The 15,784-nt window shown below is 70.7% G+C and carries 10 protein-coding genes; 4 read left to right on the forward strand and 6 right to left on the reverse strand.

Annotated elements, in window-relative coordinates; genetic code table 11:
- Positions 1 to 49: 49 nt before the first annotated feature.
- From rhaS to GB864_RS00975, 4 genes are all read right to left on the reverse strand, one after another.
- Positions 50 to 1,108: a rhamnose ABC transporter substrate-binding protein gene (gene rhaS, locus GB864_RS00960; protein ID WP_160422408.1), complete on the reverse strand. Its 1,059-nt coding sequence runs from the start codon at positions 1,106 to 1,108 to the stop codon at positions 50 to 52.
- Between the two features lie 64 nt (positions 1,109 to 1,172).
- The gene (locus tag GB864_RS00965) at positions 1,173 to 2,252 is read right to left on the reverse strand and encodes an ABC transporter permease (protein WP_160422409.1); all 1,080 of its coding nucleotides are present in this window, start codon (positions 2,250 to 2,252) and stop codon (positions 1,173 to 1,175) included.
- Complete coding sequence (locus tag GB864_RS00970; protein ID WP_160422410.1) at positions 2,245 to 3,300, reverse strand: ABC transporter permease; 1,056 nt, start codon at positions 3,298 to 3,300, stop codon at positions 2,245 to 2,247. The genes GB864_RS00965 and GB864_RS00970 overlap by 8 nt, the downstream gene beginning before the upstream one ends.
- The gene (locus GB864_RS00975; protein ID WP_160422411.1) at positions 3,297 to 4,829 is read right to left on the reverse strand and encodes a sugar ABC transporter ATP-binding protein; all 1,533 of its coding nucleotides are present in this window, start codon (positions 4,827 to 4,829) and stop codon (positions 3,297 to 3,299) included. Before GB864_RS00975 ends, GB864_RS00970 begins: the two co-directional genes overlap by 4 nt.
- 231 nt (positions 4,830 to 5,060) lie before the next feature.
- On the opposite strand from GB864_RS00975, the gene GB864_RS00980 reads away from it, so the two are divergent.
- The 3 genes from GB864_RS00980 (at position 5,061) to GB864_RS00990 (ending at position 10,296) form a co-directional block, all read left to right on the forward strand.
- Positions 5,061 to 6,107, forward strand: coding sequence for a LacI family DNA-binding transcriptional regulator (locus GB864_RS00980; RefSeq protein ID WP_160422412.1), 1,047 nt, complete (start codon positions 5,061 to 5,063; stop codon positions 6,105 to 6,107).
- 108 nt (positions 6,108 to 6,215) lie between these two features.
- Complete coding sequence (locus tag GB864_RS00985) at positions 6,216 to 7,235, forward strand: LacI family DNA-binding transcriptional regulator (RefSeq protein ID WP_160422413.1); 1,020 nt, start codon at positions 6,216 to 6,218, stop codon at positions 7,233 to 7,235.
- A gap of 352 nt (positions 7,236 to 7,587) precedes the next feature.
- Positions 7,588 to 10,296, forward strand: coding sequence for a glycoside hydrolase family 3 C-terminal domain-containing protein (locus GB864_RS00990; RefSeq protein WP_202106897.1), 2,709 nt, complete (start codon positions 7,588 to 7,590; stop codon positions 10,294 to 10,296).
- A 132-nt stretch (positions 10,297 to 10,428) separates the two neighbouring features.
- Here GB864_RS00990 and GB864_RS00995 read toward each other — a convergent pair whose 3' ends face one another.
- Positions 10,429 to 13,101, reverse strand: coding sequence for an alpha-L-rhamnosidase (locus GB864_RS00995; RefSeq protein WP_160422415.1), 2,673 nt, complete (start codon positions 13,099 to 13,101; stop codon positions 10,429 to 10,431).
- A 45-nt stretch (positions 13,102 to 13,146) separates the two neighbouring features.
- A complete protein-coding gene (locus GB864_RS01000) occupies positions 13,147 to 14,169 on the reverse strand; it encodes a LacI family DNA-binding transcriptional regulator (protein ID WP_160422416.1) in 1,023 nt (340 codons plus the stop codon).
- A 221-nt stretch (positions 14,170 to 14,390) separates the two neighbouring features.
- On the opposite strand from GB864_RS01000, the gene GB864_RS01005 reads away from it, so the two are divergent.
- Positions 14,391 to 15,710 carry an ABC transporter substrate-binding protein gene (locus GB864_RS01005; protein WP_160422417.1) on the forward strand — a complete coding sequence of 440 codons (1,320 nt, stop codon included), beginning with the start codon at positions 14,391 to 14,393 and terminating at the stop codon, positions 15,708 to 15,710.
- Positions 15,711 to 15,784: the final 74 nt, after the last annotated feature.

Here is a 15,784-nt window from a genome sequence, read left to right on the forward strand (position 1 = left end):
GGAGGGAGCGGATGCCCCGGCGCAGCGCCGGGGCATCCGCCCGGGTCGACTAGAAGTCGTAGTCGTCGATGTTGTCGGCGTCGAAGACGGTCGGCGGACCGACGATCACGATGCCGTCCGCTCCGACCTCGCGCTCGCCGAGGTCGCCGGCCTCGAACGTGTCGCCTTCGGCGCCCGTGATGTCGCCGTCGGCCAGCGCCTTGCCGGCGAAGGCCGCGACGTAGCCGAGCTGCGCCGGGTCCCACAGCGCGAACTCGGTGACGGTGCCGTCCTTGACGAACGGACGCATCTCGTTCGGCAGACCGAGGCCCGTCAGCGCGACCTTGCCCTTGTACTCCGAGGTCGAGAGGTAGCGGGCGGTGGCGGCGATGCCGACCGTCGTGGGCGAGATGATGCCCTTGAGGTCGGGGTAGGCCTGCATCAGGCCCTGGGCCTCCTGGAACGACTTGGTGTCGTCGTCGTCGCCGTAGACCTTCGCGACCAGCTCGATGTCGGGGTAGTTCGCGGCGAGGTCCTCCTCCATGTACTTGATCCACTCGTTCTGGTTCGTCGCGTTCGCCGTCGCCGACAGGATCGCGATCTGGCCCGAGCCGCCGATCTGCTCGGCGATGAGCTTGGTCTGGATCAGCGCGACGTCCTTGGCGACGACCTGGCTGATGAAGACGTCGCGGCAGTCGGGGTTCGTGTCGGAGTCGAACGCCACGATCTTGGCGCCGCCCGAACGGGCCTCCTCGAGCGCGGAGCAGACCGCATCGGGGTCGTTCGCCGCGATCACGATGACGTTCGTGCCCGCCTGCGTCTCGGCGTTGATGAACGAGACCTGGCTCGAAGCGCTCGCGTCGAGCGGGCCGACGACCTCGCTCGAGGCGAAGCCCGCGGCGTCCGCGCCCTCTTCGCCGCCGCCGAGGACGACGTCGGTGTAGGGGTTGTTGAGCTGCTTGGGGATGAACGTGATGGTCTGGCTGCCGTCGGCGCCGGAGCCCCCGTCAGATCCGGAGTCACCGGCGGCGCAGCCGGTGGCGATGAGCGCGACGGTCGCGGTCACCGCGGCGAACGTCGCGATGCGACGGGCTCGGCGGCCCCCCGCGCGGTTGCGGAACAACTCCATTGTTTCTTCCTTTCATCGTGCGCCGGGTGCGTGGCGCGTGGTGGTCCCGAGGCCGGAGCGCTGGCTAGGCCTGAGGGAGGGAGCGCCGAAGGCGCTGATCATGGCGCCGTCGCCGGATGGCGTCGGCGATGCTCGGGGTGATGACGGACGCGATCAGCAGGGTGCCCGTCACGATGATGAGGACGACGTCGGAGACCCGGCCGAGGCGCAGGGCGTAGTTGATCGTGCCGATGAGCAGCACGCCGGCGACGACGCCGGGGATCGAGCCCTTGCCGCCGAAGATCGACACGCCGCCGAGCAGCACCGCCGCGATCACCGCGAGTTCGAGGCCGCTCGCGTTGTCCGAACGGGCGCTCGAGTAGCGCAGCGTCCAGAAGATGCCGGCGAGCGCCGAGACGCCGCCGGAGGCGACGTAGAGCCAGAACTTCGATCGCGCGACGTGGATGCCGACGAAGCGGGCGGCCTCGGGGCTGTAGCCGAGGGCGTAGAGGCCGCGGCCGAACGGGGTGAAGTGGAGCACCACGCCGAACGCCAGCACGATGATCACCACGCCGATCATGACGGTCGGGATGCCCGTGGCGCCGAGCTTCGAGGTGAAGAACCCGGTCAGCTCCGGCGGGAAGTTCGCGACCGCATTGTCGCCGATGACGACGAGCGCGAGTCCGCGGAAGAGGGCGAGCGTGCCGATCGTGACGGCGAGCGACGGCAGCCCGATCACGGCGACGAGGAAGCCGTTGAATGCGCCCGCGACGAGGCCGATCACGACGCCGAGCACGAGCACGAGGCCGATGTCGAAGCCCGCCTGCCAGAGCACGCCGATGCTGGCGCTCGTGAGGCCCGCGATCGAGGCGACCGAGAGGTCGATCTCGCCCGTGATGATGATGAGCGTCATCGGCATGGCGATGAGCAGCACCGGGATGACGTCGAGCAGGAGGAAGCCCGTCGTCACGGGCGACGCGAACCGGGGGACCGAGATCATGGCGACGACGATCGTCGCGATGAGCGCGTAGATCATGATGGCGTCGCGCCCGAGCAGGATGCGGCTCCAGCCGGTGCGCCCGCGCGGCTCGTCGCGGAGCGTCTTCGTCGTGTCGGCGCTCAGCACCGAGGTCGCGGTCGATTCCTTCGTGTTCGTCTCAGACATCCCGTGCCTCGCTGATTCGGAGTCGGCGTGCGGTGCGGAGGCTCGCGACGCGGTCGATGATGATCGCGGCGAGGATGAGCACGCCCACGATCGCCTGCTGCCAGAACTTGTCGACGCGCATGGCCGCCAGCGCGCTCGTGATGGTGGTGAGGAGCACCGCGCCGAGCGCGGCTCCCACGACCGAGCCGCTTCCGCCGAAGATCGCGACGCCGCCGACGACGGCCGCCGCGACGACGTCGAGCTCGAGGCCGTTGCCGGTCGTGGCGCCGACCGAGTTGAAGCGCGAGGCGTAGAGCACGCCCGCGAGCCCGGCGAGCAGGCCGTTGACGGCGAACGCCGTGAAGACGCGTCGGCCGACGGGGATGCCGAAGAGCTTCGCCGCATCCGGATCGGAACCGATGGCGTAGAGGTCGCGCCCGCCTCGCGTGCCCGCCATGACGACGGCGACGATCACGACGACGGCGAGGGCAAGCAGCGTGATCACCGGGAAGCCGAGGAACGTGTCGACCGACAGGTTGCCGAACGCTTCGGGGCGGTCGTCGGCGAAGTACTGCGTGCCGCCCGCCCACGCGTTGCTGAGACCGCGGTAGATGTACAGCGTTCCGAGCGTGATGACGAGGGCGGGCACCTTCGCGATGGTGACGAGCAGACCGTTGATCGCGCCGAGGAGCATGCCGAACGCGAGCCCGATGAGGAAGACGACCGGAATCGGGATGCCCGGGAAGGTCGCGAACAGGCTGCCCGTTCCGAAGGCGACGAGGCCGAGGATCGAGCCGACCGAGAGGTCGACGTTCCGGGTGATGATCACGATCGCCTGCCCGACGGCGAGGATGATCATGATCGTCGAGTTGAGCAGGAGGTCTTTCGTGCCCTGCGGCGAGAGGAAGAGCGGGTTCGCCGCGTAGGTCACGACGACGAGGACGATGAGGGCGAACGCGACGGGGAGTTCGCGGAGCCGCAGGATGCCGCCGAAGCGGCTGCGTCCCGCGCGTCTCGCGGTCGGCGCCGGCGCGTTCGGCGCGGGGCTGGGCGGGGCGGTCTGGGTCATGCGCTGTGCTCCATCGAGGCGGTGGCCGCGTGCATCACGGCTTCGGGGGTGGCGTCCGCGCGGTCGAGGCGGGCGGTGATGCGGCCTTCGTGCATCACGAGCACGCGGTCGGCCATGCCGAGCACCTCGGGCAGCTCGGACGAGATCATGAGGATCGCGATGCCGCGGCCGGCGAGATCGGAGAGCAGCCGGTGCACCTCGGACTTGGTGCCGACGTCGATGCCGCGGGTCGGCTCGTCGACGATGAGGAACTTCGGCTCCGTCGCGAGCCATTTCGCGAGCACGACCTTCTGCTGGTTGCCGCCCGAGAGCGTGGAGACCGCGTAGTCGGGCGATCCGGTCTTCACCTGCAGGCGCTGCGACCACTCGGCGGCCTCGCGGCGCTCGCGCGCCCCGTTGATGAGGCCGAACCGGGCGAGCGTGTTGCGGAGCGTGAGGGAGACGTTGCGCGTGACCGAGAGGTCCATGACGAGGCCCTGCTTGCGACGGTCCTCGGGGACGAATCCCATGCCGGCGTCGATGGCCGCCTGCGGGTTTCGGGCGCGCACCTGCGCGCCGAGCAGCCGCACCGAGCCGCGGTCGTACGCGTCGATGCCGAACACGGCGCGCGCGACCTCCGTGCGGCCCGCCCCCACGAGACCCGCGAGCGCGACGATCTCGCCCGCCCGCACCTCGAAGTCGATGTCGGCGAACACGCCGGCACGGGTGAGCCCCGCGACCTCGAGGACGACTTCGCCGATCTCCGCGGGCTCCTTGGGGAAGAGTTGGGCGATGTCGCGGCCGACCATCTCGCGCACGATCTCCGGGGCGGAGACGGCGGCGGTGTCGTGCGTGGCGATGTACCGGCCGTCGCGCATCACGGTGATGCGGTCGGTCAGCGCGAAGATCTCGTCGAAGCGGTGGGAGATGAAGAGGATGCCCGCGCCGCGGTCGCGAAGGTTCCGCGCGACCGCGAAGAGGCGGTCGACCTCGACCCCCGAGAGGGCCGCGGTCGGCTCGTCCATGATGAGGACCTTGGCGTCGAGGGAGATGGCCTTCGCGATCTCGATGATCTGCTGGTCGGCGATCGAGAGGCCCTCGGCGATGCGGTCGGGGTCGATCGGCACGCCGAGTCGTTCGAAGAGCCGATCGGCCTGGGCGCGCATCTCGTTGCGGCTGATGAGGCCGAGGCGGCCTCGCGGCTGCCGCCCTATGAAGATGTTCTCGGCGACCGTGAGGTCGGGGAAGAGGGTCGGCTCCTGGTAGATCACCGAAATGCCGACCGCCTTGCTATCGGCGACGGTGCGGAAGGAGACCGGCCGGCCCTCAACCTCGAACTCGCCCGCGTCGGGGTGGTAGAGCCCGGCGAGGATCTTCACGAGCGTCGACTTGCCCGCGCCGTTCTCGCCGACCAGCGCGTGGATCTCGCCGGGGCGGATCTCGACCGTGCCGTCGGCCAGCGCGACGACCGGGCCGAAGGTCTTCACTGCTCCGGAGAGGGAGAGCACCGGGGGTGGCGGCGATTCCAGACCGGGGGTGTCGTCTCGCATCGGTGTCCATCTCCTCGTCATTGAATCGATTCAGGCTGACGATAGAGCGCCCCGCTCGGCTCGTCAAGATCTGCGTCGGAACCGTAACCTATTCAATCGATTCAATCCAGTCAAGGCGGAAGTCGAGCGAGAGCGACCCGCATTCGCGGGGCTCTCCGTTGGCCAGCCCGAGCGCCTCGCGGTGGGCTACGATCACCGGAACCGGATTTCTTGAATCGATTGGATCGCAGGATGGCACCGACGCAGGGCATCGGCCTCGCCGAGGTCGCGCGCGTCGCCGGCGTCTCCGTCGCGACCGTGTCGAACGCCCTGAACCGCCCCGAGATCGTCGCCGTCGCGACCCGGGATCGCGTGTTCGAAGCGATCCGCGAGCTCGACTTCGTGCCGAACCGGGCCGCCGCGACGCTGCGGCGAGGCACCAACCACCTCATCGCCCTCTTCGTGCCCGAAGTCGCCAACGCCTTCTACAGCGAGATCGTGAGCGCCGTCGCCGACGAGGCGGCACGGCACGACTTCGTGATCGGGCTCTGCGTCACCCACGACGAACCCGAGCGCGAAGTGTTCTTCGCGAACTCGCTCGCCGAGCAGCGCGCTGCCGCCGCCATCGTCGTGCCGATCACCGCCGACGCCCCCCGGCTCTCCCAACTGCGACGGGTCGGCACCCGCCTCGTGCTGCTCGACCGCATCGCTGCGAACGCCGACGGCTGCTCCGTCGGGATCGACGACGTGCTCGGCGGCGAACTCGCCGTGCGGCACCTGCTGTCCTCCGGTGCCGCCGCGGTGACCCTGGTGAACGGGCCGCACTCCGTCCAGCAGTGCGCGGACCGCCACGCCGGTGCGCTCCGGGCGCTTGCCGCGGCCGGGCTCCCGGCATCGGCCCTGCACGAGATCGTCGTCGACGCGATGACCGTCGACGCCGGCCGCCGCGTCGGCCGGCAGCTCGCGGCGGGCCCGAACCGCCCCGCGGTCTTCTGCGTGAACGACCAGCTCGCCGTCGGCATCATCGGCGGACTGCGCGAGCACGGCGTGGACGTCCCCTCGCAGGCCCTCGTGGTCGGCTACGGCGACCAGTCCCTCGCGCTCGACGGGCCCGTGCCGCTCACCTCGGTCGCGCAGCCGACGCACCAGATGGGCGTCGAGGCGGTGCGGTGCGCGCTCGCCGAAGTCAACGAGGGAGCCGAGCACGTGCACCGCACCGTGCAGCTGCGCCCTCGGCTGGTCGTCCGGGGCAGTGCTCCGGCGATCCCCGAGCCCGGCCGCGGTGCACCGGCTCGATGAACACGACCTCGGCGCCGTCCACCCGCGGGCATCCGTTCGCGCGGTCGGCTGGTCGGACATACTGAACGGGGTCGACGGCGGCGTCGACAACGAGACGGGAGGATCGCGATGGCAGTCAGTGTCCGCGACGTCGCCGCGCTCGCCGAGGTCTCGGTGGGCACGGTCTCGAATGTGCTCAATCGCCCCGAGAAGGTGTCGCCGACGACCGTCGAGCGCGTGCACGCCGCCATCGCCGAGCTCGGCTTCGTGCGCAACGACGCCGCCCGCCAGCTCCGCGCCGGCCGCAGCCGCTCGATCGGGCTCGTCGTGCTCGACGTGCGCAACCCGTTCTTCACCGACGTCGGTCGCGGAGCCGAGGAGCGCGCCGCCGAGGCCGGGATGACCGTGCTGCTCGGCAACTCCGACGACGACGCCGACCGCGAGCGCGCCTACCTCGAACTGTTCGAGGAGCAGCGCGTCGCCGGGGTGCTCATCACCCCGTTCGCCGATGACCTGCCGCGGCTCGACCGGCTGCGCGCGAGCGGCATCCCGGTCGTGCTCGTCGACCGCGAGGCCGGCGATGCCCGCTTCTCCTCGGTCTCCGTCGACGACGTCGCCGGCGGGCGCCTCGCCGCCGAGCACCTGCTGCGCAGCGGCCGACGACGCCTCGCCTTCGTCGGCGGCCCTCGCAGCATCCGACAGGTCGAAGACCGCCTCGCGGGCGCGCGCAGCGCGGTCGAGGCGACCCCCGGCGCGACGCTCGAGATCGTCGAGACATCGGCGCTCACCGTGATCGAGGGCCGCGCCGCCGGCGCCGCGCTGCGCGACCGCGACGAGCACGCCCGCCCGGACGCCGTGTTCGCCGCCAACGACCTGCTCGCCATGGGCGTGCTCCAGGCCCTCGCGATGTCGGGCGTCGACCGCCTGCGCGTGCCCGAGGACATCGCCCTGATCGGCTACGACGACATCGACTTCGCGAGTGCCGCCGTCGTGCCGCTCTCCTCCATCCGCCAGCCGGCGGCCCTCATCGGCCGCACGGCCCTCGATCTGCTCCTGCTCGAGGCGGCGGAGGCGGTCGTACCCCGGGAGCAGATCGTGTTCCAGCCCGAGCTCGTGGTGCGGGAGTCGACCGGCGGATCGGCGAGCTGATCGGAGTTCGCCGCGCCCTGGCGGCGGCAGCACAGTACGGTCGCGATCGACGCGGATCGACGCGGATCGGCGTTGAAACGGTTCATGGAAATCCTTGACACGCGTTGCGGCACCCTGCCATCGTGAACCGGTCTACAGGACGGAGTCGCTCCGTGTGTAGAACGGTTTACGATCCGCACCTTCAAGGAAGAGGGGAACAACGATGTCGTTGTCTGCACAATTCCGGACGTACGCCCCGCGCGCACGCCGGGGAACGACCGCGCTGCTGCTCGGCGCAGCCCTGATCGCGTCGGGAGGGGCTGTCGCGTTCGCGGCGCCGGCCGCCGCCGTCGACTGCTCCGCCGTGCCGTGGATGGACACGGGAAAGACCGCCGACGAACGTGCCCAGGCCCTGCTCGACGCGAGCTCGCAGCATCAGAAGTACCGCTGGCTCGTCGAGCAGCCGGCGACGCAGCCCACCGTGACCACCTGGTCGCCCGGCTTCAGCGGCGAGGCGAACGTGGTCTACCCGGCGCAGGTCGACTGCACGCCCAACATCACCTACGTCGACGGCCCCGAGGGCGTCCGTGCGTCGGGCGTCACCGACTTCCCGTCGCAGATCGCGCTCGCCTCGGCGTGGGACGCCGAGCTCGCCTACGAGAAGGGCGCCCGCGAGGGCGAAGAGGCCTACCTCAAGCAGAAGAACGTGGTCCTCGCGCCAGGTATCGGCAGCGGCCGCACACCGCTCGCCGGCCGCACTCCGGAGTACTTCGGCGAGGACGCACTCATCAATGGCCTGCTCGCCGCCGAGCAGGCCGAGGGCCTCGAGTCCACCGGCAAGGTCATGGCGAACCTCAAGCACTTCGTCGCGAACGAGCAGGAACTCGACCGCCAGACGAGCTCGTCGAACATGGACGAGCGCACGCTCCGCCAGGTCTACGGCCTGCCCTACGAGATCGCCGCTGCGAACAGCGACGCCGAGAGCCTCATGTGCTCCTTCAACCAGGTCAACGGCGTCTTCGCCTGCGAGAACGACCTGATCCGCGATGTACTCAAGGGCGACTACGGTTTCGACGGCTTCGTGATGAGCGACTTCGGATCGGTGCACTCCACCGCCGCCACGCTCAACAACGGCATGGACCAGGAGCTCAACCGGCCGATCTGGTTCACGCCCGCCCGTCTCGACGCGGCGCTCGAGGCGGGAGAGATCACGCAGGCGCGCATCGAGGAAGCCGCGACGAAGGTCATCGTCGGCTATCTCGAGGCCGGCCTGTTCGACCACGCGCTGCCCGCGACCGCCGCCGCCGACGCGTCGTCGCCGGAGGGCGAGGCCATCGCCCAGGAGATCGCCGAGGACGGCAGCGTCCTGCTGAAGAACGAGGGCATCCTGCCCCTCGACGTCGCCGAAGGCGACACGATCGCCCTCATCGGTCCGACGGCCTCGCGCTCGGTCACCCAGGTCGGCGGCATCGCGACGAGCGCGGTCTCGGTCTGCAGCCTCACGCTGCAGTTCCGTCCGACGTTCCCGCCGAGCAACACCCTGCCCTGCGAGGACGTCGTCTCCGCGGAGACGGCGCTCACCGCCCGCGCCGCGGAGGTCGGCGCGACCGTCGTCTGGAACGACGGCCAGGATCTCGCGGCCGCCGCGGCGCTCGCCGCGAGCGCCGACGCGGCGATCGTCGTCGGCTACCAGCGCATGGGCGAGTTCAACGACCTGACGAACCTGCGGCTGCAGGGCGGCGGCGACGCCCTCGTATCGGCCGTCGCTGCCGCGAACCCCGAGACCGTCGTGGTCGTGCAGTCGGGCAGCGCGGTCGAGATGCCGTGGATCGACGACGTCGACGCGGTGCTCGAGGCCTGGTACGGCGGCGAGCAGCAGGGCCCGGCCCTCGCGTCGCTGCTCTTCGGCGACGTGAATCCGTCGGGCAAGCTCACGATGACGTTCCCGAAGTCGCTGGCGGACACGCCCACGAACACGCCCGAGCAGTACCCGGGCGTCTTCTCCGACGGCTCGACGACGCGCCCTGCGGGCTCCTCGGAGATCCGGCAGGTCAACTACACCGAGGGCCTCGAGGTCGGCTACAAGTGGTACGACGAGCAGGGCATCGAGCCGCTGTTCGAGTTCGGCCACGGCCTCTCCTACACCTCGTTCGAGTATTCGGACCTCGCGGTCTCGACGGCGATCGCCGACGGCACTCCCGTGACCACGGTCGGCTTCGACGTGACGAACTCCGGTGAGCGTGCAGGCACGGAGATCCCCCAGGTGTACCTGACGCTGCCCGAGGCGGCGGACGAGCCCGGCAAGCGGCTGGTCGGCTTCGACCGCATCTCGCTCGAGGCAGGCCAGACCCAGCGGGTCGAGGTCGTCGTCGACGGCGCCGCGAGCAATCACCCGTTCGAGATCTGGGACGCCGACGCCGACGAGTGGACGATCGTGGACGGCGACTACGGCGTCTCGGTCGGAGCATCCTCGCGGAACCTGCCGCTCGCGGCCGGGTTCGCACTCGACCTCGGCGCGGACACGACCCGTCCGACCGCGACGCTCGTCGCCCCGACGACCGCCGGCCCGACCCCGGCGCTCGAGGTGCAGGTCGACGCGACCGACGCCGGCGGTCTGAACCGCATCGTCGCGAACGTCTACCAGGGCACCAAGCTCGTCAAGAGCACCCAGACGAAGGTCGGCGGCGCGACGGCGGGCTCGCACACCGCGACGGTGAACCTCCCCGACGGCTCGTACACGGTGCGCTACAACTCGCAGGACCTCGCGGGCAATATCTCGCAGACCCGCGAGTTCGCGTTCACGATCGACGGCACCAAACCGACGGCGACGGTCAAGGCCGGTGCGGAGTTCACCGTCGTCGGCGCGAACGGCGCCTACGACAAGGTCAGCTTCAAGCTGTACGACGCTCAGAAGGTCGACAAGGTCGTCCTGAACGGCGTCGTCAAGGACCTGACGAACAACCCCTGGTCGGACGTGAACTTCATCAAGCCGGGCGTCTTCGGCGCGGTCGCGGGCGCGAACACGCTCGTCGTGCACGACGTCGCGGGCAACACCGAGACGGTGACGTTCACGTTGAACTGATCGACGGTCGCAACGCAGTGCGCCCCCTCCCCGAAACGGGAGGGGGCGCATTCGTGCCGGCAGGGTGCATCCGTCGATCGGAACGCCGACGGGGGCCCGGCATCGGCCGGGCCCCCGTCGTCGTGCGTCGGATCAGGCGAGGCGCGCGGCGACCGCCAGCGGGTCGGCGATGCGGATGCCCGTCGCGCGCACGGTGTGCGTTCCGGGACCGATCGGGCCGCCGTCGTGGAGGGCGCCGTCGACCTCGACCACGCCGTCCTCGGAGCGGGCGAGGTCGAGCACGGCCTCCGAGCCGAACGGCACGACGAGGTCGATCTCGAGCGCGTCGTCGGCGTCGAGGCGCCAGTCGACGGATGCCGTGCCGAGTCGCGTGTCCACCGACGCGCGACCCCAGCGCACGGACGTCGCCGGTCGCGGGGCGACGATCATGCGCCGGTACCCGGGGGCGTCGGGCGTCGTGCCGAGGCCGCCGACATGACGGTAGACCCAGTCGATGACCGCGCCGTAGGCGTAGTGGTTGAAGGAGAGCATGCCGGAGCTGTCGCCCGTGGCCATCTCGCCGGTGTGGATCGAGCCGTCGGGCGCGAGCGCGTCCCAACGCTCCCACACCGTCGTCGCGCCCATCTCGACCTGGTACAGCCACGAGGGCGCCTCACTGCGCAGCAGCATGAGATAGGCCTCGTCGAGGTGGCCGAAGCGCGCGAGGGCGGGCAGCACGAGCGGCGTGCCGAGGAAGCCGGTCGCGATACGGCCCCGCTCGACGGCGACGTTGCGGGCGAGCCCGGCGGCGATCCGCTCGTGCTCCGCTTCGGGGGCGAGGGCGAACACGATCGCGACCGCGGCACCCGTCTGCGTCTCGACCGCCGCCTCGCCGTAGCGCGCCCAGGTCAGGTCGCGGATGCGGTCCGCGAGCGCGTGCGCGTGCGCGGCGCGGTCGGGGTCGCCGACGAGCTCTTCGGCCCGCCCGAGCAGGCGCGCACTGTGTGCGAAGAAGGCGTTCGCCATGAAGTCGCGGCTGACCTTCGCCTCCCAGGGCTTGTCTCCGGGGGCGTCGGGGTCGAGCCAGTCGCCGAACTGGAACGCGCTCGGGAGCAGGTCGTCGCCGGCGCGCGCCTCGAGGCTGCGCACCCAGCGCCGCATGCTGTCGAGCTGTCGGACGAGCACCTCGTCGCTGCCGTAGGACTCGTACACCGCCCAGGGGACGAACGTCGCGGCGTCGCCCCAACCGGCGCGGCCCATCGTGGTCCAGGCGTCAGGGTCGGCGTCCGGGTCGTCGACGAGGATGTTCGGGACGACGGCCGGCACCGAGCCGTCGGTGTCCTGCTCGAGTTCGAGGTCGCGCAGCCACGACATCCAGAAGGCTTCGACGTCGAAGAGGGTGGAGGCCGTCGGTGCGAAGGCCTGGGCGTCGCCGGTCCAGCCGAGGCGCTCATCGCGCTGCGGGCAGTCCGTCGGGAGCGAGACGAAGTTGTCGAGCTGCGACCACGCGACGTTCGCGTGCAGACGATCGAGCCGTGGCTCCGCCGAGGCGAAACTCGAACGCTCCCGGACGGCGCTCGAGATCGCCACGGCGGTGGCCTCGAGCACGTCGGCACCGGTGACCTCGGCGTACTGGAAGCCGTGGAAGGTGAACAGCGGCTCGAGGACGCTCTCGCCGTCCACGGCGAGGATGTAGGTGTCCGTCGCCTTCGCCGTGCGGAGGGCGAAGGTGTGGATGGAGCCGTCCGGCTCGAGGATCTCCGCGTGGCGGACGACGACGCGGTCCCCGGCCTTGCCGGTCACGCGCAGACGCAGCCAGCCGGCGATGTTCTGTCCGGCGTCGAGGAACACCCGATCGGGCCGCTGCTCGTGGCGGACGCCCCATTCGCCGACGGTCACGACGCCGCCGGCGAGGCGGGGTTCGACGGCTGAGAGATCGCGTTCAGCGGCGACGGCGGGGGGCCAGACGGCGTCATCGAATCCCGGAACGTCCCAGCCGGCCGGCTCGTCGCGGAGGTCGACCTCGACGCCGTCGTAGAGGCTCGCCGACTTGATCGCGCCCGTCGAACGCTTCCAGTCGGGAGAGGTGCCGACCACGACGCTCGAGCCGTCGGCGAGGTCGACGTCGAGCTGCACGAGCGCGGCCGTCTGCGTGCCGTAGTGCTCGGCCTGGTCGAGCCAGCCGAGGCGCGTGCGGTACCAGCCGTCGCCGAGCAGCACGCCGAGGGCGTTCTCGCCTTCGTGCAGCAGGTCGGTGACATCCCACGTGCCGAACACCAGCCGGTCCTGGTAGGAGGTCCAGCCGGGGTTCAGGTGCTCGGCGACCGCGCGGGCGCCGTTGATGCGGAGGTCGCCGACGCCCCAGAACGTCGCTCGGAGCCGGGCGCGCACCGGCGCCGCGGGCAGGGTGAAGCCGGTGCGGAAGAGCTCGACCGGGCCGTCCACCGATGCGGTGCCGGCGATCGGGCGGGCGACGAGGGAGTCGGCGGGAACGGCGGCCTCGACGACGAGGGCGTCGCTCCAGTCCGACCAGCCGGCCTCGGTCGCGATGCGCACGGAGTACCGCCGCTCCGCGCCCGCCGTCAGCGCGCCGCCGGGCGCCGCGACGCCGATCGAGTCCGCCGAGGCGACCGGTTCCGCGATGCCGTCGGCGTCGCCGCTCCAGCGCACCTGGTAGCCGAGCTGCGCCGAGCCGGCGTCGGCCCGCCACGTGAGGCGGAGCCCGTCGAGGGGCACGCCGAGCAGGTCCGCGGGGTACTGGGTGCGCACGGCGAGCACGCGGGCACCGACGTCGGTCGCGTCGATGCTGGGCAGAGTCGGAGACATCGTCGTCCTGTCTTTCTGTGGTTCGGTGATGGCGGTGCGGTTCGCTCAGACCATCGGGGCGGGGCGGCTGGAGGATCGAGTCCGGAGCACGGGCTCCACGACGTGATGCACGGGCTCGGTGCGTCCGGCGATGCGTTCGAGCAGCAGTCGGACGGCGCGCTCGCCCATCGCCTCGCCGGCCTGGCTCACGGTCGTGAGCGAGATCGCGGGATGGGCTGCGATGGTCACGTCGTCGTATCCGACGAGGGAGATCCGCGTCGCCAGGCCGGGACGCTCGAGGATCGCGCGCTGCGCGCCGAAGGCGAGCTCGTCGTTGCCGGCGAAGATCGCACTCGGCGTCGCCGATGCGAGGAGATCCCGGGTCGCGCCGTGCGCCGCGTCCTCGCTGAGTCCCGAACGGACGACGCGGATGCGGTCGCCGAGCCCCGCGTCCCGCATCGCCCGCTCGTACTCCTGGAGCCGGACGGCGTGCGGCGTCCCGCTGCCGGGGACCGTGACCGCTTCGCTGCGGGTGAGGTGCACGATGTCCCGGTGCCCGAGATCGAACAGGTGCCGCATGACGAGGCGGGTGCCGGCGACGTCGTCGCCCGTGACGGTGTCGTAGGCGTCGGTGTCGTCGTGGCGGCCGAGCATCACGATCGGAACGCTGCCGGCGAGTCGTTCGAGCCACTCCCGCGAGACGAGCGGCGAGATCGCGATGATGCCGTCGACCTGCCGGTCGGCGAGGGCGCCGAGGGCGCGGACGCCCTCTTCGGTGTCGGTCTCGGCGGGGGCGATGATGAGTTGGTACGGCGTGTCCTGCAGTGCGGCGGCGGCGCCGGCGATGATGCGGGAGAAGAAAGGGTTGCCGAGGTTCGGCAGCTCGATCCCGAGCGTGAAGCTCGAGCCGCGCATCGCACGGGCGGCGATGCGCGGGCGGTAGTCGAGTTCCGCGATGGCCGTGTTGACGCGTTCGCGCATCGCGGGGCTGACGCCGTAGGCGTCGCGGATGACCTTGGACACGGCAGCGCGGGAGACTCCGGCCAGGCGTGCGACGTCATCGATGGTCGCGGCGTGCGTTCCCGGCATGGCGTCTCCTTCCTCGTTGACGATCGGTGAAGGGAATCCTTGCAGAAGCCCGGCGGCGTAGACCGATCGACGTTGGTGGCCGGACTCGATCGTAGAACGTTTCAGCCAGGTTGTGTAGACCGGTTGACAAACTGTTTTCCGGACTCCTAACCTGAGCGGGCTCCCTGCACCGGATCTCCGGCGCACTCACACAGCAGCACCTTTACAAGGAGGTAAAGAACATGGTCACGCGCACCTCTCGACGGCTTCTCGCCGTCGGCGCCAGCGGCCTCGCCCTCTCCCTCGCCCTCGCCGGCTGCAGCGCCGGCGGCGACGAGTCGACGGACGGCGCGGTCGAGCTCAGCTTCCTCGTCGACAACTCGGAGGCGCTGGTCGAGACCGCGGGCGCCCTCGCGGACGCCTTCATGGAGGCGAACGACGGCATCACGATCGAGGTCGAGACCCGTCCTCAGGGCTCCGACGGCGACAACGTCGTGAAGACCCGCCTCGCCACCGGCGACATGGCGGACATCTTCCAGTACAACTCGGGCGCGCTCATGCAGGCGCTCAGCCCCGACGAGACCCTCGTCGACCTCTCGGACGAGGAGTGGGTCGACAAGCTCGACCCGAACTTCGTCTCCTCGGTCTCGACCGACAACGGCATGTACGGCGTTCCCATGGGCCAGTCGATGGCCGGAGCCGTCCTCTACAACAAGGACGTCTATGCCGAGCTCGGCCTCGAGATCCCCACCACGTGGGACGAGTTCATCGCCAACGCCGAGGCGGTCAAGGCCGCCGGCGACGTCGCCCCGATCGTGCAGACCTACGGCGACACCTGGACCTCGCAGCTCTTCGTGCTCGGCGACTTCAACAACGTGACCGCCGCCGACCCCGACTGGGCCGAGGCGTACACCGCCGGTGAGCGCAAGTACGTCGACGAGCCGGCCTTCGCGGGCTTCCAGCACCTCCAGGACGCCTTCGACGCGGGCCTCTTCAACGAGGACTTCGCTTCGGCGACCTACGCGGACGGCGTCTCGATGGTCGCGACCGGCGCGGGAGCGCACTACCCGATGCTCACGTTCGCCGCGGGCCAGCTCATGACGACCGATCCCGACGCCGCCGACGTCGTGGGCGCCTTCGCGCTCCCCGGCCCGGACGCCGAGACCAACGGCCTGACCGTCTGGATGCCGACGAACACCACCTACATCCCGCGGACGACCGAGGGCGACAAGCTCGAGGCCGCCAAGAAGTTCATGGCCTTCCTCATGACGCCCGAGGCGTGCGACATCCAGTCCGAGGCCAACGCACCGCAGGGCCCGTACGTCATCGAGGGCTGCTCGCTGCCCGAGGACGTCCCCGCGATGGTCGCCGACCTGCAGCCGTACTTCGACGAGGGCAAGACGAACCTCGCGCTCGAGTTCCTCTCGCCGATCAAGGGCCCGGCCCTCGAGCAGATCATGGTCGCGGTCGGCTCCGGCATCACCTCGGCGGCCGACGGTGCCGCCCAGTACGACGAGGATGTCATCAAGCAGGCCCAGCAGCTCGGCCTCGAAGGCTGGTAAGCCGCACGGCTCGAACGAACTGCGGGGCGGGGCCCGAGCGGCCCCGCCCCGCGCACTCGACGGAGAGAAGCACC

The sequence above is a fragment of the Agromyces seonyuensis genome (genome assembly GCF_009789225.1).
In the GTDB taxonomy this organism is placed as follows: domain Bacteria; phylum Actinomycetota; class Actinomycetes; order Actinomycetales; family Microbacteriaceae; genus Agromyces; species Agromyces seonyuensis.